The sequence below is a fragment of the Peptostreptococcus sp. D1 genome (genome assembly GCF_900112955.1).
Lineage (GTDB): Bacteria > Bacillota > Clostridia > Peptostreptococcales > Peptostreptococcaceae > Peptostreptococcus.
On record NZ_FONP01000009.1, the window covers coordinates 72390 to 95403 of the forward strand.

Genomic DNA, 23014 nt, shown 5'->3' on the forward strand with positions numbered 1-23014 from the left:
TATCTACAACATTAACATCAAAATAGATATATTTAATCCTTCAATCTATTAGTATTGTTTTTTTCTATAAAATGTATGCTATATATTATGTAAGCATCTATTCATAAATTATAAAATATTTATTCATAAAAAGATATGAATATTTTTCCAAAAGCCTTAGCACCAACAATTATTCTATTGCCACCCGACGATTTAAGGCACATATTATTATCAAAGCTATCTATCTCCTCAACCTCAAACACATCTCCCAGCTTTATATTTTTTCTATCCATATATTCGAGTAAATCTTTATCATCTGAAAATCGCTCTATTTTGATCATGTCACCTTTCTTTATATCATCAATACAGAGAAAGTTCGTTTTTTCATCTCCAATATTTAAATAAATTTGTCCCCCATGAGGACAACAAACAGGACACCCCAAAAACATGTTTAACCGATCCATAAGGTCATCCGAGGTTATGTATTGCAACGATTTAGCTTCATCATGAACATCAACCCACGAATAATTCAGCTTACTTCTAAGAAAGTACTCCCATAATCTATGCTTGGATATTATTTTTTTTGTTTCCTCATGCCCAAGCTCCGTCAATATCACTGCCCCTTTTTCCACAGAAACCAGCCCCTCCAGCTTCATTTTTTTTATCATATCAGTAACGGATGGTGGGGAAATACCTAGCTTTTCACTTATCAATTTATTCGTTGCAATAGCCTCAATTTCATTAATCTCAAAAATAGCTACCATGTAATCTTGCCAACTCGCATTCATTAGAATACCTCCTGTTTATCTAGCTTGTAATGTTTTTGTAAAAAATTGTATCTTTTTATTCCCTCATCAGTCAATTTGTATTCATCATCACTTATGTATATTATACCATTATTTACAAGATGTCGAGCTGTATCTTTTAGTGCTTTTTTGCTCCACACTAGATGATTATGTATGCTAGATATCCTATTTTCAGAGTTGCTCGTCCCATCGCCCAAGTGATTTCCAATATGTATCACAAACATATCATATCTCACTTTCGACAATGTTTTTTTATTTCTCATATAATTAAACAGTATACCCTTCTTGTTCAACACAACTACAATAATAAATATCATCATGCCTACAAAAGCACACATTCCAGTCAATGATGAGTTTAAATAAATAGCTAAAATAGTTCCTATTGTACAATTTATTATAGAAAATATCACACTGAAAATAAGCATTCCTTTTAAATCCTTTGATATTATATAAGAGGTTGCCGCCGGCGTTATAAAAAACGACAAAACTAAAATGCTTCCCACCGAGTCAAATGCCATAACAGCTGTCAGCGATGTCAAAGTCATAAACCCATAAAAGATTATGCCGATTGGTATTCCTAATAAAATAGCATATTCTTCATCAAAGCTGGAAATTTTTAATGGCTTGTAGAATATAAATATAAAAATAATATTTATAATTGTGATAACCAACATTTTTATAAATCCTGTTGGAAGCATAATTCCTCCTATTTCCATTGTATCAAGTGATGTAAATATCACCTCTCCCATCAATACTACATCAGTATCGATATGAACATTCCTTGCATACCTACTTATCAAAACCACAGCAAGTGAAAAAAACATCGGAAAAACAACACCTATTGCATCACTTCTTGCAACTCTTCTGCTTTTTCCAATCAATTCAATAACCGCCACAGTAATAACCCCAAATATAGCTGCACCCACTAATAGCCACATTGAGCCAATGTCCTGAGTTATAAAGAATGCAATTACAATTCCCAATAACACTGAGTGTGCAATTGCATCTGCTATCATGGACATATCCCTTAAAACTAAGAAAACACCTAATAAGCTACAACAAATCGATGTTATCAGCAGCACTAAATATGAATCTATCATCTTTTATTCTCCAATCTATATCTTCCTCTCAAAATGCCATATTTCCCAACAACCATCGAAATCAAGGTCATGAGTCCCATTATCAATATTATTGTTGGACCTGTGCTCAACCCATTGTATATTGAACTAAAATATGCACCAATAATTGCCGAAATACCTGCTATAAAAGAAGAAATAATCAATACAACACCAAATTTTTTACTCCAATGATTCGCTGCCACACATGGTAATATGAGAAATGAGCTTATCAATATTGAACCCACTGCCTTCAATCCTACACTTACAAGTGCAATTGTCATCAACAGCAAAATCGAATCAACTAGCCTTGTATTTACCCCTATCGTCTTTGCAAATTCTCTATCAAATATCACAGCAATCAACTGCTTTCTAAACAATACAAACAATGTAATAACAAACACGGAAACTACTATAATAAGCTTTACATCCTTTTCCAGCATATATGCCGCCTGACCAAAAATATAATTTTCCAAACCAGACTGAGATGCATTTTGATAACTGGCATTGCCTTGAATAATACTTTTAAGAACCATTCCCAACCCAAAGAAGCCTGATAAAAAAATCGCTAAATTCGCATCTAATCTTACTTTGGAATTTTTCGACGACAATTGGATAAGAAAATAGCTTATCCCACCTGTAACCATAGCCCCAATGAAAAGCATAAATGGCTCTCTTGACTGAAATATCATAAATGCCAAAACTACTCCAGGAAATGTAGAATGTCCAATCGCATCACCTATCAGACTTTGACCCTTGTACAAATTCAGCGCCCCTATTATCGCCGAGGAAATTGCCAAAAATATTGTTCCAACGGATATTATCATAAATGAATAGCTTGCTAATACCTCCATATTATTTCCTCCTAGTCATCCATTCCATCGGCGTTACATCCTTGAAAACTTGACTGCATAGCCCCTGACCCTTTATTACCTTATCTACAACAACCACATGATCAAAATACTCCATCAAGGTATTCATATCATGATGAACCACTATTACAGTCTTTCCATTTTTTTGAAATTCCCTGAATTTCTCCATTATTATCTGTTCTGTATTTTTATCGACACCAGCCAAGGGCTCATCCATTATATACAGATCTGCATCTTGATTGATTGCCCTTGCTATAAATATCCTTTGTTTTTGCCCCCCCGATAAATCTGATATATGTCTATCAGCAAATTTTTCCATTTTCATTTCTCTCAATGAATTCATTGCTTTTTCTCTGTCCGACCTACTTACCCTGTGAATTATACCTTTACCAGCATATCTCCCCATCATTACCACGTCAAGCACGGATATTGGAAAATCCCAGTTAACAGATTCCTTCTGTGGTACATAGGCAACCTTATTTCTAATCTCCTTAAACTCCTTTCCCCAAAAATATGTTCTCCCTGTTATTGGCTTCATCAAATTTAGCATTCCTTTTAATAGAGTGGATTTTCCTGCACCATTAGGTCCTATTATCGCCGTTATTGACCCCCTTACAAAATCCACATCAACATCCCATACGACAGGTATATCTGAATATGCCATAGTCATATCTTCAACCTTTACTACAATTTCTCTTTCTGACAAATTATTACTCTCCTCTTCACTATATAGAACAAGTTCTCCTTGGAAGGAGAACTTTCTACAAATAATATATTTACTTTAAATTATCATGAATCAATTTCACATTATGTCTATACATATCTATAAATGTGCTTCCATCACTTCCCTTTGGACCAAGTGAATCTGAATAAAGCTCTTTACCTTCACCACTTACTATTTTCACATCATATCCTTTTGATTTTACAATTTCCTGAAGCTTTTTCATTCTCTCAGGATTTGTTGTACTTTCAGAAAAAATAGCCTTTACCTTATTTTTAACTATAAAGTCAGCAGTTTTCTCAATATCCTTGTTTGCTACTTCAGAGCTTGTGCTCACTCCCTGTGGTGCAACTACCTCTATATCGTACATTCTCGAAAAATAATTGAATGCATCATGTGGAGTTATTAAAAACCTATGTTCCTTTGGAATAGCTCCAAGCAAATTCTTATTTTCCTCATTTAATTTATCAAGCTTTGCCTTGTATTCAACAGTGTTTTTTTCAAATTCATCCTTGTATTCTGGCAATAAACTAGACAGCTGCGTATTTGCTTCATCTACGGCTTTTTTATACAAATTTAAATCAAACCAAAAATGAGGGTCTATTACCTCTTGCCCATCTTCTTCCATCTTTCCTACTTCGCTATCCCCAAAGTTCTTTGCAACCGCAGATCCCTTTTTTTCCAAAACCTCTTGCATCTTACCTTCAAAATGCAAGCCATGATATAGTATTAAATCTCCATTTTTGATTTTATTCAAATCCTCTGGTTTTGCCACATACAAGTGCGGATCCTCACCTGTAGGTATAATAACATCAACATTAACCTTATCCTTTGCTATTTGCTCTACCATGTCTCCCAAAAATGAAGTTGTGACAACCACATTTTTCTTTCCCGTAGCATCCTTATTTTCAGATGCTTTGTTACCACATCCTACTGCAAATACTAAAACCATACAAAATACCGTTACTAATGATAAAACCTTTTTCATAGTTAGCCTCCTATAATTTTATTTTTTAGTTCAATCTAATAATAACATTTATTTCGACTAAAATCAATACTTTATTGAAAATATTTTTCAATTAATCTTAGACTTATACTAATTTATGGGACCAAACGATTTGAATAAGCAGTCGATAGTCAAAAATACAATAGGTTAATTGCATTTATATCGAAGAAATAAAATACAATATTGAAATTAAAGGTATAAGAAAAACGAATTGAAAAATAATAATATAATCACTGCATAATTACTGCCAAAAAGCTTGATACACACAAAAAAAAATGTTATTATTAGATTCTGTAACAATATTTTTAAAAACAAATATTAAAGAAAGGAAATTTTATGAGTACAGGAGTTTTATTTTGGGGCTTTTTGATTGTATATGGAATCATAATGATGTTTCTCACACCAAAGGTAAACACACTAGGTGGTTTTTTCAGAGGAGAAGATGATTCCGGAAAAGAAGCATCTGCTTTTATGCTTACAGCGAGCATATTTATAAGCTGGATATTTGCAAAATCCGTTACAAATGCAGCAAATTTAGGTGCTACCTATGGTATTGTTGGAGGTGTGGCATACGCTACGTATTGGCTATGCATACCACTGGCTGGGCTTGCAATATACAGACTCAGAAAAAAATACGCTGCAACTGGATTGGTTAGCTTTTTAACTGATAATTATGGAAAAGGAGCCGCAATCGCATTTTCTGCTGCAATATTAATACGTTTATTTAACGAAGTGTGGAGTAATACTTCTGTGGTGGGAGGATACTATGGTCCATCTGGAAGCAATGCCTTTATATTTTCAGCAGTAATTTTTACAATAATAACCCTAGTATATTCAATGAAGGGTGGACTTAGAAGCTCAATTGTGACTGACACTATTCAGGCTATAATATTCGTTTTTTTTGTCGCATGGGTAGTTGGATTAGTGCTGCCGAAGCATTCAGTTGGAGAATTATTATCTACTGGAAATTGGAAAATGGATGCAGGTGTAGATATGCTTTTAGTTTCCGCTTTACAGATTTTTAGCTATCCATTTCATGATCCGGTGCTTACCGATAGAGGATTCATCTCAAACGAAAAGGTTATGTTGAAAGCTTTTTTCGTTTCAGGAATACTTGGCTTTATAGCTATTGTTGTTTTCAGCTTTATAGGAATACATTCTTCCCTTGCTGGAATACCGCTATCTGACAACGTTCCTGCCGATTTAGGTAAAACATTGGGTACTACTGCATATTTCTTAATGATTGTAGTAATGGTTTCTGCTGCTGGATCAACATTGGATTCCACATTTTCTAGCCTTGCAAAGCTTTCAGCATATGACCTGCCTCGCATGAAAGGTATTGATCTAGGTAATAAATCAAGGACTATCGGTATGATTGTCATGCTTGTAATAGCTGTAGTAGGGAATCTCCCAATGATTTTTGGTACCGATATACTGAAGGCCACTACGATTTCTGGAACAATGGTAATTGGACTAGCTCCAGTATTTTTGCTTCATGGATTTGTGAAGCCGACAAAATTAGGCTTTCATATTAGTTTTTGGACAGGAATTTTTTTGGGACTAGCAATGACAATTGGAATCATCCCTTCATATTTCGGAATCGGAACTGGCAAAAATGCATTACTTTTGGGTGTAAACTTCTATGGACTTATAATTTGCACAATTGGATACTTGGTTCCAGGACTGATTTTTAAAAATAAATAAAAAATACCGACCCTAAGAAGAATGATAACAGATGTATATTCACAATTGTATGCATCTCTTCCAGCTTCATAGAGGTCGGTTTTTTTTATCGTTTCATTGTTTTTAGTTTTGTTGTTTTATTGCTTTTATGTATTTTTTATTATATCCTTTTAAATCCATTAATTATTGCATCCTCAATGCTATCATTTGTTCCATGAACAATCCTATCTCTATACGAAATAGATGCTGGACTGTTTAAACTCCAGTTGTTATCAAACCATGTAATAAACTCTCGAAAATTATAATTTACCGGTATCGCTTCAACAAATAAATTGCTTTTTATAGCTCGATATATCGCTTTTTCATTGGCATCCCTTGATATTCTAGTTATTACTCCATATTTTGTGTTACTGAAGTTCGGCATGCCCGCAGCCCCATTGTTTATAACAACATGATCCCCTATTGATATAGCTGCAGGAGCGCAGGTGTGAGTAGTCGCTAGAATCCCTATATCATTCTTTTCAAACCACGATTTTAGCTCTTCCTGTCTAGCGCTGCTCACTAAATTATCTCGCGAGCACATCCACCCAGCCAATGATTTTTCATCACCATGAGTGATTGCAATTCTTATATCATCAACCTTCACAACTATGCCCTTTTTTCTTGATGATAGCTCTTTAATAATTGATTTATCGACCGATATATTGGCTTTCATCATGCTATGGATTTTATTTGAGCGCATTACTGCTTCTTCATCTACGCAGTCTGGATATGAACACCCACAGCCCACATCTATGTCCTCATTTCTAAACAGCTCCGCTTCGACGTTTCCAAGCAGTGGTATGTGTTTTTTTACCACCGATTCCAGCCTTTTAAAGTCGATTAAATCTTTGTCAAACCAATGTATATCCCCATTAAACACTATTGTCACCTTTTCCTTTTCTTCTAATGACAACCTGATTATTTCATCTAAGGCCTGATAGTTTCCATATAAGCCTCCTACTACATACACAGCTTCACATATTATTTCATCTTCTCTTTTTAAGAAAAAATCATCACCCATTGAATAATCTACTGGACATGTCCTTCCTGGTATATTGATTGATTTCACTGCTTTACTTTCATTTATATTTACTTTCATTCATTTATCTTTGCTTTCTTTTATTTATCTTTGCTTTGTTTCATTTCTTATTCTTACAGCCTCTTATAATGGCAAAGCATAATTCATACTTCCAAGCTTGATATAAGCCTCTGTTCCTGCAACGGCACAAGACAATACTATAGCAATGACAACTGCCCATCCATTTGTGCCTCCCAAAGCACTTATCTTTTCTTTTCTTTCCTCTTCATTTATAATTCCATCACAAGCCTCCACTCTTTTTTTAGCAAACCTATAGTAAATATAATTTGCAAAAAGAGGAAAAACAAGCCATATTACAAGTCTAAAATTAGGTATTACTCCATTCTCAATAAAATGATATGATTGTGAAATTGCATTTATCAAAACGAAATAACCTATAGCATAGGCATACATTTTTCTGTAGCAAAGCCACATTACTGGAAAAAAAAATGCAACCCAATTCCATCCTACCTTTGAGTCTGTATCACGATACTTTTCAAATCTTGGTTCATAATATTGAGTATTCTTTCCAACAAATAGCTCTAGGTCTTCCATTTCCTTTACCTTTGATTTTGGTGCCGGTGCGTTACTTCCATAATAATTTTCGTTGCTCATCCTGATCCCCCCGATCACATTACTAAAATAATATTTAATTTTTAAGGCTAATGTCCTTACACTCTCATTATATCAAATTTTGCAAATAGCTACAACATTCAGATTTATACATCCTAATTAGTTACTAATTAGTTACTATTGTATTTATTTACATTCTAATAGTTACTATAAAATTACTTTTTATATACTTTTTAGTTACTATTAAGGAACTAAAAGAGATATTATCCATAAAAGTGTAGCTATATAGGTACTAATATGGTATAATAATAAATAGTAGTAAAATAAATATAAATAAACAGGTCAATAAATATAAAAATGGAATATGCCAATCGTAATAAAAAAGGTTAAATAAAAAGATTAAGCAAAATATTTTTACAGAAAGAGAGCGTTTTATGACAAAAGAAACAATTGAAAACGAAATCGAAAGCATGGAAAAAGAGAGAGAAGAAGAAAAAGAAACAGAAAAAGATGTAAAAACGTCTAAAAATCGAAAGGAAAATACAAAAAAGAGGGAGGAAGAAAAAATGGACACACAAATAATAGGATTAGATATTGGTAGAGGCTATGTAAAGGGTTACTCACTATATAATGACAATGAATACACTTGCTTATTTAAAAGCGTTTATGGTGATGGAAGAAACATATCATTGGAAGACTACAAGGAATCGCCAATATACATAGAAATAGATGGTGTAGAATACTTTGTAGGCTCTCTATCAGAAAAGGAAAGCATGAAGTGCATCAGAAACGCTGGAGACAGCAAAACATCACCAGTTGTTAGAATTTTAATAACAGCAGCACTAAGTGAAATAGCAGTCTCAGATAACGTATCACTAGTAATTGGAGTTCCATATAAAATATTTAAAAAAAGCACACTAAAGGAAATACAAAAAGAATATAGAGATACGACAATAGTAGTAAAAAATAAAATAAACAACAGTGTAAAGACAATAAAAATAGAAAGCGTCAATATATTTAGAGAAGCAGATGCAGCCTTAATATTTGCGATGAACAACAGAATAAATGAAGAAAAACCAGTAGGTATGGTAAACGTAGGCTTTAGAACAACAGAATTAAGCTACTTCGATAAGGGCTTTAAATTTAACGACAAATTAAGCACAACGATAGAGTCAGGAAATCAAAATGCACTAAAAATAGTTCAAAAAAAGCTTGTAGACAATGGTATAACAAAAAGTCTACCCGAAATTGATTCATCTGATGATTATGATGAATATAAGGAATTGGCATACAAGCTGACATCAGACGATACAAATGAAATCATTGAAGAAACATGGAATAACCTAGACGAAATGGATATCTACGTATCTGGCGGAACAGCACTAAAGCTAGAATTAGACGAAAAATATAAAAAGGTTGAAAATAGCCAAATGGCAACAGCTATAGGATTATTCGAGGTTGGTGTGAAGCTTGAAAAATAACAGAGTTAGACTTACATCTTACATAGGACCAGACTTGGATGAGCTATTACAGGTCTACATGGACGAAAATAATATCCCGACAAAAAGCCAGGCACTAGAGAGAATACTAATAGAATTCAAATACATGAAGCAAGAAATTGAATTTTTAAGAGCAATTGTTTCAGGTAAAAGCTATGAAATAGATGCCAAAAAAAACACTATAAACGCCTCTAAAAACGATTTTATAACCGTTGATAAAGTAAAGAATAGTATAGACGAAATTTTTTCTAATATGCCCGATTAAAGGCTCAAAAAGCTCGCAGGTTCAATTATAATATAATCTAACCTGCGAGCTTTTAAGATATTTAAGTATTCAAAACAAAAATTAGTCATTTACGCTAAGAATAGACGAATCTGTGTTGAAGGTATTAATATTATTCAAAAACAAGACATCAGTAAACTCGTTATTCTGAATAACATCCTGTAGGCTACCAGTAAAGTATCTCAGGTCAACAACAGTAATTTCGGAAAAATTATTCACAAGGAAAGGTAGCATTGCATTGGCATAGGAATCCTTAACAACAAGCAGCTTCCTCTTTGTATCAATATTTGTCCTAATCTTAATCTGTGTATGGTTACCACCTGTAAATACTTCATACGGATCTCTACCCTGAAGCTTTGAAGCATCATACAAGCTTGGAACCTTCTTCAAATCATCATAGTATTTTACCAAAACAGGCTTATCCTCATTCTTATTTAAATAAAGATACAGCTCATCAGGAAATCCGATTTCAGCTCCATTTTTGTAGTACAGACTACCCTTGAAGCTATCTGAAGCCAGATTTCTTTCCAGCATATTTTCATTGATAGGCTCAAGATTCAAGGTCTTACAATATTCAACATACGCAAGATATGCACCATCAGTTGTCCAATGGTGATCCGTCTTGAAATACAAATCAATATTGTTCTTATTTTTTTCAAATACATCGAATAACTCTATAAGCTTGATTTTCGAATCCAAATTCTTTTTAACAAAATTGACATATTCCTTCTGCGAATCATTAGGATTACTTTTCGGCAACAAGTTGCTATATATCTCAGCCTTATTTGGAACAAGCATCATCGAAACCTTTAAGCCTGTATTATTGCTTGTAAACTTATTTATTTCAGAGAGCTTGGACAAGGTAGAACTATCATCACTTCTTTTAAAGCCCTCCATCAAATAATCATTCTTAGCAATATAAACACCATTTATTTCTTTTTTTCCAAGCATTAGGTCAAGCTTTGCCTTTAGCTTTATCAATCCGTCTCTATTTATAAACTGATCAGACAAAAACTTTGTATACTCACTGGCAAACTTACCATCAATAAGCCTTGACAACGACATGCTCGGACGCTGTTGAAGCTCCCTATTTTCAGCGACAGAAGTTTTTGAGGTCGGTGTTATTATATTTAAAAGCATAACCACGAATAGCACCACCACAAAGCCAACAGATAAGACTCTAAAGAATTTAAAATCAAGTGAATCCTTTCTACCCTTTGAAATATATCTTTCTTTGTCACCTCCAGCAAATACAAAGCCCAAGAATATTGAGATAAAATAAATAACCGGATACAGTAGATTCGCACTTCTCTTTTTCTTTTTCTTAGTCTTTTTCGTTTTTTTGACACTCGACGTCTTCACATTTTGAGCTTTAATATTATTTTTCCTCTTGGAATTTAGTTCTGCTCCTTTATTCCTTGAATAAATACCGTCTACATCGTTCTTACTACCCTTACCCACATAAGGATTTCTATAATTGCTATTTTTAGAGCTAGAGCTCTTTAGCTTCTTTGTGCTATTTTTTCCAACACTCTGCTTTGGAGCCTTTGCTACAGAAGCTTTATTTGAAGTACTCTGATTTGTAGCTAGAGGAGTCTTAGCTTTTTTAGCCTTTGTAGATGTTTTTTTTGCATTAGCTTTTGGCTTTGAACTACTATTAGTCTTAACAATAGATTTAGACTTTGGATCGCTATTGGAATTTACATTCACTCTAGACTTCACATTGCCCTTCGTCTTAATTCCCGCTCTATTCTTAATATTGCCATTACTAGACCTTTGACTTCTTCTAGGCTGATCCAAGCCGAGATTTTTCTTTAGATATTCAGGCATCACAGGTTCATATTTATTGTCTTTTTTCATCTAATCACCTCCACCTAAAATTTAAAGTATAAAAATGGACTATAGCTTTCACCAACCAGAGATGCCACTGACAACACAACTATGAAAATATAGAATATAGATACAAAGAAATATCCATTTCTTCCAAATCTGCATTTAATATTATCAATCAGCTTCAAAGCAAAAGGAGTCGATCCTATAATAGCAGGGACAATTATCCTCCAATTAGTTCTCAACAGGTAAATAGCTGTACTGTCAACAACTCCATTTGCTCCAAGAACAAATAAATTAGAGTAGAACTTTAAAATTTGTGTGACACTCTGAAAATCGAACAATACCCATCCAAGCACTACAATAAGCAGACAGTAAACAGTTTTCATCTTTGATCCCAGCTTACTCATAGCATTAGCTAAAACAGTCTTTTCCAAATAAATAATTATTCCAAAATAAAGTCCCCAAATAATAAAATTCCAATTGGCACCATGCCACAAACCTGTAACCATCCATACGACAAATATATTTCTAAATTGCATCGCAGGCGAACACTTGCTTCCACCAAGCGGAAAATAAATATATCTTTTAAACCAGCTCCCAAGAGAAATATGCCACCTTCTCCAAAACTCAGTCGCACTTTTAGAAATATAAGGATAGTTAAAGTTTTCTTCCCATTTGAATCCTAGCATATATCCTACACCTATAGCCATATCTGAATATCCGCTAAAATCAAAATATATCTGTAGGGTAAATGCGACAATACCAATCCAGGCAGTCAGTGAAGACATCTCTAAATTCGGCATATCCTTTACCTGTGTCCAAATCAAAGCCATATTGTTAGCAATAAGAGCTTTCTTTCCAAGTCCAAAAATAAATTTTTCGACCCCGAATCCAAATTTATCAACAGATAGCTTTCTAGTTATTAATTCTTTCTCCATATCAGCATATTGCACTATAGGTCCAGCACCGATTTGAGGGAATATAGTTACATAAAGCGCAAAATCTGAAAATCTCTTTTGAGGCTTCGTACGCCTAGTATAAACATCCACAATGTATGAAATTATCTTAAAGGTGTAGAACGAAATACCAAAAGGCAAAGGCAAATCAATAATACTCAAGCTCGTCCTAAAAATTGCATTTACGTTATCAATCAAAAATCCATAGTATTTGTAAAATGCTAGTATGGCGACATTCAGCACAATCAAGCATACCATATAAAACTTTGCTTCTTCACGCCTATTCTTAATCGCATACATTCTATTGACACCAAACCATGTAATCGCAACGGAAAACAGAATTAATATCAAATACCTTGGATCTCCCCAGCTATAAAAAAACAAACTCAGCAGCAACAAAGCATTATTTTTAATCTTCTTTGGCGAAATCGTATGAATAGCTATCGCAATTGGGAAAAACAAGAATAAATATATCAAACTAATAAAACTCAAATCCATCCCTCCTTACTTGTAGCTATTACTAATGGCATCGTACACTACATTCAAATCCTTGTACGAAATAAAATAGATATACTGACCTTTTTCAACGAGATCTGCCTTTTTCAAAATCTCATATTGTGCAGGTGCATAATTTTTAAAGCTACTAGACTGTGCATCTATTCTCTTTTGAATCCTACTTACATAATCACTCGTATCGCCCTTGACCTTAAGAATCAATATTTCATTGGCCTCCATATTGCTCTTAGGTGCGAACAGAGCATAGTTATCCACCTCTAATTTATTGATACCATACAGCTTTTTCAAATCAATATCATTACCTTTTACAAAATTGACCATATCGACACGCTTTTCGATATTTGAATTAAGCTTTGTAAAATCCAAATTCTTAACCTTCACAAACTGATAAGCCAACACAAATGAAAAAAACACTATCAAAGCAAGTATCGTATACTTCTTTTTGTAAATAGAACTGGTCTTTAGAGGCTTTCTAACCATTTCACTGACCTTCTTACCTCTACCCTTTGATTCTATGTCCTCGCTTTTTATAGTCCTTAAACGAGCCGTTTGTTCCAGATTAATATCCTTAAATACATTTTTATTGCTATCCGTTTCAGTACCTTCTGCTTTTACTGAATCCCTTTTCGCTGAATCCTTCAATTTATCATCGATGCTTGGTGTATCTTTTTCGTTATTTTTTTCCAATTAAACACACCTCCTAAATATTCTCACTCAAGAAATACAGCCAGTTTTTGTAAAACTCATATTTAAAATGAACACCATCCTGTTCAAATACACTATCCGAAGTTACCAACCCATCAGAAGACAAAAATCTCGCTCCAGTTATACTTGCAACCTGCTTTGTCTTTTGCGTTAATAATTTTACATTTTCATTGTTTATCCTAGAATCTTTATTAACAGTTTTTGCCTCATTTACTGGAAGAGGTGCTTGAAGATATATTTTTGAGCTCGGAGACACCTTCTTTATCTCATTTATCAATTTTACATACTCCTCTTTGTACTTTTCAGGAGAATATGCATTGATATCATTGGCTCCATATAAAATCACAATTCCCTTTGGCTTTAAATTTTTAATTTCACTCAAGTGCTTACTCGCCTGATTGACATGCTCACCCTTTTGAGCCAAAACACTCGAAGAATTAAGAATATTTGCCTCTCTTAAATACTCAGTAATAGAATCTCCCAAAAATACAACATCTTCAAATCTACTCTTCGCTTTATTCATATCAAATTTTACTATGGATGTATCTTTATTGACTTTATTAATTTCAGCCTCTACCTCATCAATATTTTGAGATTCTTGCTTTTTTAGAAAATTAATAGTCCACTGAATTTTCTCATTTTTAGTCTGAGATGAGTCAGCCGCAAAAATGCCATTTCCAAGCATAGCAACACCTAATACAAGAGTGGTTATAGATAAAATTATGTTCGGTTTTTTCATATGTATATCCTCTCAAAAAATATTTTTACCTATATATATACTATATCAGTATAGATGCTTTTGACATAAAAGTCTCTATTATATAAATTATATCACAAATACAATTATAAAAACTAACTTTTTTTCAATATTTATAGACTTATCTGTAAATAAAATAATAGCTATCAGCTAAATCAGCGATTTGTTCTAGCTCTACAAATGTCCTTTGTCAGCAGACACTCCGTTCCATCGAAAGTTAAATCAAACTAAAGCGTATAGCAAAAAACTTCTCTGAATATTTTTTAATTCAAAGAAGTTATAAATACTTATTAATTCAATTTAATGTAAATAAATTAACAATTAATTATATTTGTATTTATTTTTATAATAACGTATTGAAGAATATAAATTAAAATAAATTTATAAATTACAAATATTTATCTTGATATACACACAATTTCAGATAGTTGTACATAATCCGATTCCAAATATTTAAGCTCGCCTGTTTTTAGGTTTCTTTCAAAAATCGTAACAACAGCATCATCCTGATGCCCTACAATAAGATACCTACCATCACTACTCAAAGAAAAATCTCTAGGAGTTTTTCCACCTGTTTTATAAATGTCAAGTAAATTAAGCATAGAATTGTCCATAATACTATATGCGGCTATGCTGTCATGACCTCTGTTGCTAGCATATAAAAACTCGCCATCACTGGAACATTTAATTGCCGCACCACTATTATCTCCTAAAAAGCCCTCAGGAAGCATTTTTATGGTATCACAATATGTAAATATGCCTCCGTCAGAATCGTATTTTAAAATTTCAATACTAGAATTCAGTTCCCCTAATAAATATGCAAACCTTCCATTCCTATTGAATTCTATGTGCCTTGGTCCCATCCCCAAAGCACTCTTGTATACAGATACCAGCTCAATATCCAAAATTCTCTTCTCTTTGTCTCTCCACTCTATTTTATATGTGTATACACTATCTGTACCCAGATTTACAACTATTACATATTTCTTATCTAAGGTTCTGATAGCCATATGGCACCTAGAACTGTCTTGATTTGGATTGACTACACTGCTACCCATAATATCTATAGTATCTAATAATTGCATATTTCCAAATCCATCGAGAGCTTCACATACATATATAATATCCACCTTACCCAAATGATAATTACTTGCAAACAATAATCCTCTTTCATCATCATAAAATAGATGACAGGGCGACTTACCCAGATTTAAAATATAATCCTTTTTTTCATATATAGCGCTTTTATTCATTACAAAGGATACTACTCCCCCAGACAAAGCTGAGCTAACACTAAACATAATGCTTTTTTCTCTATTGAATGTCAAAAAAGACGGATTTTCTTCATCTATAGTCCACAAAATTTCTTTTTTCAGATTTCCAGCTTCATCTTTTTCCAGCTTTAGGCAATGTATTCCTCTATTTTTATTTTTTGTATATCCACTCAAAAAAAATATTTCATTCATATAATCACATCTCTTTTTCAATAAGCTATAAAAAAAGAGTCGCCCGACCCAAATGATACAGACAACCCCCTGATAGCTTTATTATAAATATAGTTAATTAAGAAAATTAATTACTTAACTTCTACAGATGCCCCTGCAGCTTCTAATTTTTCCTTAATCTGTTCAGCCTCTTCCTTAGATACACCTTCCTTAATTGTCTTAGGAGCGTTATCAACTAATTCCTTAGCTTCCTTTAATCCAAGACCAGTTATACCTCTAACTTCCTTGATTACTCCAACCTTTGAAGCACCAGCTGAAGTAAGAACTACATCAAATTCAGTCTTTTCTTCTGCAGCAGCACCGCCAGCAGCAGCACCACCAGCTACCATTACTGGAGCAGATGCAGATACACCAAATTTTTCTTCTGCAGCTTTAACTAATTCATTTAATTCTAAAACCTTCATATTTTCTATAGCTTCTAAAATCTGTTCTATTGTCATTTTTTTGCACCTCCGTGTTAATATTCAAAAATTATTTTTTACATGACCAAGATCATTTCTAATCTCAAACAGCATCAACTAAGCTTCAGTAGCTTCGTCCTGCTTCTTCGCAATAGCATCCAATAAGTAAACAAAGTTTGACATTGGAGCTTTAAGACTTCCAAGAAGTTTAGCGATAAGCTCTTCTCTTGATGGTATTTCAGCAAGAGCAACTATCTTCTCTTCATTATAGAATTCACCTTCAACTACACCCATTTTAAGAGTAATCTTTTTTGGGTTCTTGTCCATGAATTTCTTAAGAATTCTAGCTGGAGCAACTGGATCCTCATATCCAAAAGCAATAGCATTAGGACCAACCAATAGCTCGTCATTAAAGTTAGCAAAAGCATCTCCTTCAATTGAGCTAGCAGCACGTCTTACTAGAGTATTCTTGTAAACCTTGTAATCCACACCAGCTTCTCTCATCTGACTTCTCAATTCTGTAGCCTGCTCAACTGTTAATCCCTTGTAATCAACAACTATAACAGATGCAGCTTTCTCAAGCTTTTCAGCTATTTCAGATACAACAGCTGATTTCATTTCAATAGCCTTACTCATCTTTTAGTGCACCTCCTTCACAAAATAAAGTTTAGCACTTACCGTATATAAAAATAACCCCTACTATCAGGTAAACAGCAGGGGCACAAGTATCACGTATATCGCAACCTCGGTGGGAAATTAAGCAATCTGCACCCACTGTCTACGGCAAATCTATTCTTTTTCAACATTGACAATATTATCATATTTGTCAACCTGTGTCAACAGTTAATTAATAAAAGACTTATAATATTTAATTAAAATTATTCTGATATTCTAACTGGATTAACTCTAACACCAGGTCCCATTGAAGCAGCAACTGTTACGCTCTTCAAATACTGACCCTTTGCAGCTGATGGCTTAGCCTTTACTATAGCTTCCATCAACACTTTGAAGTTATCGAATAATTTTTCTTTTCCAAATGAAGCCTTTCCAATTGGAACGTGAATAATATTAGTCTTGTCCAATCTGTATTCAACCTTACCAGCCTTGATTTCATCAATTGCCTTTGCAACGTCAAATGTTACAGTACCAGACTTAGGGTTTGGCATCAATCCCTTAGGACCCAATACTCTACCTAATCTACCAACTACACCCATCATATCTGGAGTAGCAACTACTATATCAAAATCGAACCAGTTTTCACCCTGAATCTTCTGTACTAATTCTTCAGCACCTACAAAATCTGCTCCTGCAGCTTCTGCTTCCTTAGCCTTTTCACCTTTAGCGAAAACCAAAACTCTCTTAGTTTTACCAGTACCATGTGGTAAAACAACAGCACCTCTAACCTGCTGATCAGCATGTCTTGAGTCAACACCCAACTTGATATGTGCTTCTATAGTTTCATCAAACTTTGCACTTGCAGTATCAACTGTCAATGCAAGAGCTTCTGAAGCGTCATAATATACACTTCTATCTACTTTTGCGAACGCTTCTGCGTATCTCTTACCTTTTCTTGCCATTTTAAAATCCTCCTTGTGGTAATACGGTAATAACCTCCCACTAATCAAGGCAATGCCTTGCATAGCGAATAAAACTTTTAATATTGATCTAATTGTTGTAAATCGTTAATTAGTCAATTACTTCTACACCCATACTTCTTGCAGTACCTGCGATCATTCTCATTGCAGATTCTACTGAAGCAGCATTTAAGTCATTCATCTTCAATTCAGCTATTTCTCTAACCTGTGCCTGAGTTATCTTACCAACCTTTTTCTTGTTTGGTTCTCCTGAACCTGACTGTAGATTGATAGCTTTCTTAATAAGAACAGCAGCTGGTGGAGTCTTAGTGATAAAACTGAAAGATCTATCCTGGTAAACACTGATAACTACTGGTATCAACATACCTGCTTGATCTGCAGTCTTAGCATTGAATTCCTTTGTGAACGCCATAATATTAACACCGTGCTGACCAAGTGCTGGACCAACTGGTGGAGCTGGAGTAGCCTTTCCTGCAGGTATCTGTAATTTTATCTGTCCAATAATTTTTTTAGCCATTTTATTGCACCTCCTTATACTTTTTCTATATTTTCAAGCCCTAATGTTACAAGAGCTTTTCTACCAAATGCATTAACATAGACTTTTACTTCTTTTTTCTCGATATTTACATCTTCAACTTCGCCGATATTATCGACAAAAGCACCACTAATTACTTTTACTGTATCGCCTGGATTCAAATCTATTTCGCCACTGACAATCTTTGATGTTGGCAATTCTATTCCCATCGCCTTTACTTCATCAACTGTCAATGCAACAGGCTTTGAACCTGGACCCACAAAACCAGTAACACCCTTGGTATTTCTAACAATATACCAAGATTCATCTGTCATCTCCATTTTTATGATTACATAACTAGGAAATATTTTTCTCTGACTAACTTTTTCTTTACCAGTTTTTGTAGTAGTCACAACATCTTCAGTCGGAACTATTACCTGTTCAATAATATCTTCCATACCTCTGTTTTTTACAGTATTTTCTATTGTGGTTTTCACCTTGTTTTCATGACCTGAATAAGTATGAACAACGTACCATTTAAGATCTCTGTCTTTTCTGTCGTTTAATTCAACCTCATTAGAACCATCTAGAGTTTTGTATTCTGACATTATGTATTCCTTTCAAACTGGTATAGTTACCCTTTAATCAACAACGCAAGTAGCTGTGATAATCCTGTGTCTACCAACCAAACAAAAAACGTAGCCAAAATTACTACTGCAAGTACAACTGATGTCTTCCTCGCCAACTCGCCTTTTGTAGGCCATGTAACCTGTTTAAGTTCCTTAAAGGTTCCTTTGACGAAACCTACGTTTTCTTCTGATACTTGAACATTTTCTTTAGCCAATAATCTCACATCCTTTGCGCTAAATTACTTTGTTTCCTTATGAGTAGTGTGTTTCTTACAGAACTTGCAATACTTCTGAAGTTCAATTCTGTCAGGATTGTTCTTTTTGTTCTTTGTAGTATTGTAGTTTCTTTGTTTACATTCTGTACATGCTAAAGTTACTTTTACTCTCATCATTACACCTCCAAATTAATATTTTAATATATGATGATATAGCTTCCTGAAAAAATCAAGTAACTATTACCTTCCAAAAGTATTTTAATCACTTAGCAAGTTGTATTTTTACAACTTAAAGAGACGACCTCGCATAGTCGTCCCTAATAAGTTATCATATTTTGTTAAATAAGTCAATATTTTTATATCATTTAGCGTCTACATTTCTGACATTTTTTGCCCTCTTGTTGTAATATATTGATAATCCCAAGAAAGCCAAAGAAATAATACTATAACAATAAATATAGCTCATTGGTTTCAATAGCATAAATGACACTATACTAGCCACGACAAACATAATAACACCATAAATCATTACATTTCTCTTATTGATCCAGTAAGCATAACTCCCCCTTTTAACTTTTCCCATAACGATACCTCCAAAATATATCAATACTACAATTTAATAAAACTAATATAACCCAAATATATTTTTTGCCTTTCTATAAGTATGCACTGCTTTTATCAATATTGAAGCTTCGGACAAAGCGCATATTTTATCAGCAACACACACCAGCCACGACTCTAAATTTTTTGGCGGTATGACTGTTAAAGGAAACATATGTCTGACAATAATATTTTCTTCAATTTCACCGATTTTGTAATCCTTTTTAGCATTGCTCAATGCTCTGTAGGGATGTGTAAATCCATGAAATTTCGCATCCTTCTCAGAGTCGTGCCAATCATACAAAAAGTAGTCATGCAATAATGCACCTCTAATCATGGCTCGATAATCTACTTCTAAGTTGAATCTCGTTGCAATTTGACAGCTGTATTTAGCCACCTGTATACAATGATCATATGTCGTTGTATCTCCATGCTGTATAAAATCATGAAGCTTTAAAAACTCACCACCAGCTTCAAATTCGTTTAATATCTCATCTATTAATATCTCATAGTTACTCATAATTTAACACCTCTAATACACTACCCCAGACAGACAACATGAATAAAAATCACAAATAGCTTGTCTATCCTTTTACAAGATCCTCACAATCATCTTTCTATCTAATATATATTAAGAATACACTAAAAATCAAGTTTTTTTATAAAGCTTTACAAATATACATTTTATAAAGTCTTACAAGCTTACAGAATTCAATTCTAAAAGAAATAACCCCCGGCATATAAAACCGAGGGTTATCATTTATCTATCATAATTTAAGTATTTTCTTCATAATCAAATGCATTAGCTTTTGATTATGCGGGTATCAAACATAACTTCTCATTATTTTTAATATTATCTATTTTGATAAATTTATATTTCTGCTGTGTATTCCTTCAACCATTCTCTTTCTTTCTCGGTTAGATGTGGTCCTATCAATTCAAACACTTTCTTGTGATATGAATTTAACTCAGCCTTGTCCTCAGCAGTCAACATATCTGGATTTATAGCATCTTTATCAAATGGAACATAAGTAATAGCTTCAAATTCCATAAACTGTCCATATTCATTTGCAACTGTATTTCTGATTAGCAGCTCATTTTCAAGTCTAATTCCATGTGAGCCGGCTATATATATTCCTGGCTCATTAGTTATTATCATACCAGCTTCAAATGGAGCCCTTTCATTTTTTCTGAACGTCCATCTAAAACCAATTGGTGGCTCGTGTATATTACCTAGGTATCCTATACCATGTCCAGTTCCATGATTGTAATTTTGTAGTTTATCCCAGAACGGCTGTCTAGCAAGTATATCTAATACCATGCCTGTACAGCCATATAAGAATTTCGCCTTACCTAGCCTTAGATTAGATTGAAGAACTGTAGTGTAGTCATCCTTCATAAGCTGTGGAATTTCTCCCAAAGCAGTTGTTCTAGTAATATCTGTTGAGCCCTGCATATAGTTCCCACCTGTATCTGTCAGGAATAATGTTCCTGTATGAAGATTTACATTTGTTTCCTCTGTTGAAGAGTAATGAACTATTGCTCCATGCTCACCAAATCCCGCTATAGGCTCAAAGCTTGGGCAAATAAAATCTCCCTGTTCAGCTCTAAATTCCTCTAATCTATCTGATGCAGATATTTCAGTTTCATTCTGGATTTTACCCTCTTTTACAAGCTGCTTCAACCAGTAGATAAACTTAGTATGTGCCACACCATCTTTAATGTGTGCTTCGTATATATTCTTTATTTCAGTTTCATTTTTGATTGACTTCATCAGGATAGTAGGATTTTCAGCCTCTACTATATTTACCTCTGACGGAATATTCATGTACATTGCATAGTTCAATCTTCCAGCATCAACTAAAACACTGCCTTTCAATGCTTTTACATCCTCATATATATCGTTGTATGCTCTCAGCTCCACATTGTCTGCATCTAGCTTTAATTTAATATCATCGCTTAGCTTTCTTTCATCAATATACAGGACCACTTTGTCATTGTATACAATTGAATAGCAAAGAAGTAATGGGAAATATTCAACATCTCTACCTCTGATATTCAGTAACCAGCCTGTATCATCAAGTGTAGTTATAATGTGTGAATCAGCTCCATGCTTTTTCATCACTTCTCTTACTCTTTGTATCTTACTTGAAGCAGCTTCTCCACTGAATTTTACATCAAGGTAAAAAGCCGGCTCTTCTGATAGAGGAGGTCTATCTTCCCATACTGCATCTACTAAATCCAAGCTGTATTCTATTCTTCCACCCTTTTTCTTAACTATATCCGCAAGCTCAACGCCTTCTCCAAATGAAACTGATCTACCATCAAACGCTAGAACTCCTCCTTCAGGCAGATTTTGTTCTATAAATTTACTAATTGTAGGTACTTCAGGTTGACCCATTTTGAATAATTCAACACCTGACTCCTTCAGCTGCTCCTCAGCCTGTAGAAAATATCTACCATCAGTCCAAAGACCAGCTTGCTTGTCCATCACAACGGCTGTACCTGCAGAGCCAGTAAAGCCTGTAATAAAAGCTCTTTCCTTAAAATGCTCTCCGACATACTCACTGTTGTGATAGTCAGCAGTAGGAATCATATAGACATCAATTCCTCTTGCTTTCATCAATTCTCTTAATTTTGAAATTCTGTCAACAACCTTCATAATTACTTGATTAGAAAATCTCCATAAAATGGATTCTAATCCTACCTCCTTATCGAAAAATCTAAAGCTCTAAAACTAATATTTCCTTCAAATCATACATTCAATTTGTAAGTAATAAAAATTATATATGATTAAACTGGAAGCTATCCAAACCAACCTTCGTATTAAAACAACTCTTTAAATTCGTCTGTTGCCTTTATCAAACAATCTATCATTTCTGGTTCACCAGATGAATGTCCGCATACCAATGGATAAAGCTTACAGCTATTCAATTTTTTGCTTAGTAGATACGCACCTATATATCTACAATCCATATCATATCTACCATGTGCAATTATAGTAGGTATATCCTTAATTATATCGGACTCATCAAGAATGTAGTTCATATTTTCTCTGAACATATTGTTCATCCAGAAATGACACTCTATTGTAGCCATTGAAATCGCATAATCCTCGTCACCAAAGTCTT

At 33.8% G+C, this 23014-nt stretch carries 25 protein-coding genes, 1 pseudogene and 1 other annotated feature; of the genes and pseudogenes, 3 read left to right on the top strand and 23 right to left on the bottom strand.

Going from position 1 to position 23014, the window contains the following annotated elements:
• Positions 1-119: 119 nt before the first annotated feature.
• The 5 genes from BM120_RS07495 to BM120_RS07515 form a co-directional block, all read right to left on the bottom strand.
• Positions 120-767 carry a metal-dependent transcriptional regulator gene (locus tag BM120_RS07495; protein WP_091994568.1) on the bottom strand — a complete coding sequence of 216 codons (648 nt, stop codon included), beginning with the start codon at positions 765-767 and terminating at the stop codon, positions 120-122.
• A complete protein-coding gene (locus BM120_RS07500) occupies positions 767-1885 on the bottom strand; it encodes a metal ABC transporter permease (protein WP_091994570.1) in 1119 nt (372 codons plus the stop codon). Before BM120_RS07500 ends, BM120_RS07495 begins: the two co-directional genes overlap by 1 nt.
• Complete coding sequence (locus tag BM120_RS07505; protein ID WP_091994571.1) at positions 1882-2754, bottom strand: metal ABC transporter permease; 873 nt, start codon at positions 2752-2754, stop codon at positions 1882-1884. The genes BM120_RS07500 and BM120_RS07505 overlap by 4 nt, the downstream gene beginning before the upstream one ends.
• Position 2755: 1 nt before the next feature.
• On the bottom strand, positions 2756-3478 hold the full coding sequence (locus BM120_RS07510; RefSeq protein WP_242941577.1) for a metal ABC transporter ATP-binding protein: 723 nt from the start codon (positions 3476-3478) through the stop codon (positions 2756-2758).
• A 70-nt stretch (positions 3479-3548) separates the two neighbouring features.
• On the bottom strand, positions 3549-4481 hold the full coding sequence (locus tag BM120_RS07515) for a metal ABC transporter solute-binding protein, Zn/Mn family (protein ID WP_091994572.1): 933 nt from the start codon (positions 4479-4481) through the stop codon (positions 3549-3551).
• A 354-nt stretch (positions 4482-4835) separates the two neighbouring features.
• Between BM120_RS07515 and BM120_RS07520 the strand changes: the two genes are divergently transcribed.
• Entirely contained in the window at positions 4836-6203 is a 1368-nt protein-coding gene (locus BM120_RS07520; RefSeq protein WP_091994574.1) for an SLC5/6 family protein, read from the top strand.
• A gap of 139 nt (positions 6204-6342) precedes the next feature.
• Here the strand turns inward: BM120_RS07520 and BM120_RS07525 are convergent, their stop codons facing one another.
• Together BM120_RS07525 and BM120_RS07530 are read right to left on the bottom strand one after the other, a co-directional pair.
• Complete coding sequence (locus tag BM120_RS07525; RefSeq protein WP_242941578.1) at positions 6343-7323, bottom strand: calcineurin phosphoesterase; 981 nt, start codon at positions 7321-7323, stop codon at positions 6343-6345.
• A 63-nt stretch (positions 7324-7386) separates the two neighbouring features.
• Positions 7387-7917, bottom strand: coding sequence for a DUF2628 domain-containing protein (locus tag BM120_RS07530; RefSeq protein ID WP_091994576.1), 531 nt, complete (start codon positions 7915-7917; stop codon positions 7387-7389).
• Positions 7918-8309: 392 nt separating this feature from the next.
• Between BM120_RS07530 and BM120_RS07535 the strand changes: the two genes are divergently transcribed.
• Both BM120_RS07535 and BM120_RS07540 read left to right on the top strand, forming a co-directional pair.
• Positions 8310-9356 (top strand): ParM/StbA family protein, encoded by a 1047-nt coding sequence (locus tag BM120_RS07535; protein ID WP_242941579.1) that lies wholly within the window; start codon positions 8310-8312, stop codon positions 9354-9356.
• Positions 9346-9639: a hypothetical protein gene (locus tag BM120_RS07540; protein ID WP_091994577.1), complete on the top strand. Its 294-nt coding sequence runs from the start codon at positions 9346-9348 to the stop codon at positions 9637-9639. Before BM120_RS07535 ends, BM120_RS07540 begins: the two co-directional genes overlap by 11 nt.
• A gap of 81 nt (positions 9640-9720) precedes the next feature.
• Here BM120_RS07540 and BM120_RS07545 read toward each other — a convergent pair whose 3' ends face one another.
• The 16 genes and pseudogenes from BM120_RS07545 to BM120_RS07620 all read right to left on the bottom strand — a co-directional run.
• Positions 9721-11517, bottom strand: a complete 1797-nt coding sequence (locus tag BM120_RS07545; protein WP_091994579.1) for a DHHW family protein — start codon at positions 11515-11517, stop codon at positions 9721-9723.
• Positions 11518-11531: 14 nt separating this feature from the next.
• Positions 11532-12938 carry an MBOAT family O-acyltransferase gene (locus BM120_RS07550; protein ID WP_091994580.1) on the bottom strand — a complete coding sequence of 469 codons (1407 nt, stop codon included), beginning with the start codon at positions 12936-12938 and terminating at the stop codon, positions 11532-11534.
• 12 nt (positions 12939-12950) lie between these two features.
• A complete protein-coding gene (locus BM120_RS07555) occupies positions 12951-13649 on the bottom strand; it encodes a DUF4358 domain-containing protein (protein ID WP_242941580.1) in 699 nt (232 codons plus the stop codon).
• Positions 13650-13662: 13 nt separating this feature from the next.
• Entirely contained in the window at positions 13663-14406 is a 744-nt protein-coding gene (locus tag BM120_RS07560) for a GDSL-type esterase/lipase family protein (RefSeq protein WP_091994582.1), read from the bottom strand.
• Positions 14407-14822: 416 nt separating this feature from the next.
• Positions 14823-15890 carry a lactonase family protein gene (locus BM120_RS07565; protein WP_091994583.1) on the bottom strand — a complete coding sequence of 356 codons (1068 nt, stop codon included), beginning with the start codon at positions 15888-15890 and terminating at the stop codon, positions 14823-14825.
• Between the two features lie 110 nt (positions 15891-16000).
• Complete coding sequence (rplL, locus tag BM120_RS07570) at positions 16001-16369, bottom strand: 50S ribosomal protein L7/L12 (protein ID WP_091994584.1); 369 nt, start codon at positions 16367-16369, stop codon at positions 16001-16003.
• A gap of 78 nt (positions 16370-16447) precedes the next feature.
• Positions 16448-16966 carry a 50S ribosomal protein L10 gene (gene rplJ, locus BM120_RS07575; RefSeq protein WP_091994585.1) on the bottom strand — a complete coding sequence of 173 codons (519 nt, stop codon included), beginning with the start codon at positions 16964-16966 and terminating at the stop codon, positions 16448-16450.
• A gap of 42 nt (positions 16967-17008) precedes the next feature.
• Positions 17009-17132: a sequence feature (ribosomal protein L10 leader region), on the bottom strand.
• 76 nt (positions 17133-17208) lie between these two features.
• Complete coding sequence (gene rplA / locus BM120_RS07580; protein WP_091994587.1) at positions 17209-17907, bottom strand: 50S ribosomal protein L1; 699 nt, start codon at positions 17905-17907, stop codon at positions 17209-17211.
• A 109-nt stretch (positions 17908-18016) separates the two neighbouring features.
• The gene (gene rplK / locus BM120_RS07585) at positions 18017-18442 is read right to left on the bottom strand and encodes a 50S ribosomal protein L11 (RefSeq protein WP_091994588.1); all 426 of its coding nucleotides are present in this window, start codon (positions 18440-18442) and stop codon (positions 18017-18019) included.
• A gap of 14 nt (positions 18443-18456) precedes the next feature.
• Positions 18457-19047 carry a transcription termination/antitermination protein NusG gene (gene nusG, locus BM120_RS07590; protein WP_091994590.1) on the bottom strand — a complete coding sequence of 197 codons (591 nt, stop codon included), beginning with the start codon at positions 19045-19047 and terminating at the stop codon, positions 18457-18459.
• Between the two features lie 26 nt (positions 19048-19073).
• Entirely contained in the window at positions 19074-19292 is a 219-nt protein-coding gene (gene secE / locus BM120_RS07595) for a preprotein translocase subunit SecE (RefSeq protein WP_242941581.1), read from the bottom strand.
• 15 nt (positions 19293-19307) lie between these two features.
• Positions 19308-19457 (bottom strand): 50S ribosomal protein L33, encoded by a 150-nt coding sequence (rpmG, locus tag BM120_RS07600; RefSeq protein WP_091994593.1) that lies wholly within the window; start codon positions 19455-19457, stop codon positions 19308-19310.
• A gap of 187 nt (positions 19458-19644) precedes the next feature.
• A complete protein-coding gene (locus tag BM120_RS07605; RefSeq protein ID WP_091994594.1) occupies positions 19645-19866 on the bottom strand; it encodes a hypothetical protein in 222 nt (73 codons plus the stop codon).
• Between the two features lie 42 nt (positions 19867-19908).
• Positions 19909-20403: an HD domain-containing protein gene (locus BM120_RS07610; protein WP_091994596.1), complete on the bottom strand. Its 495-nt coding sequence runs from the start codon at positions 20401-20403 to the stop codon at positions 19909-19911.
• Between the two features lie 351 nt (positions 20404-20754).
• The gene (locus BM120_RS07615) at positions 20755-22545 is read right to left on the bottom strand and encodes an aminopeptidase P family N-terminal domain-containing protein (RefSeq protein WP_091994597.1); all 1791 of its coding nucleotides are present in this window, start codon (positions 22543-22545) and stop codon (positions 20755-20757) included.
• Between the two features lie 164 nt (positions 22546-22709).
• A pseudogene (locus BM120_RS07620) lies at positions 22710-23014 on the bottom strand (prolyl aminopeptidase); the annotation flags it as partial.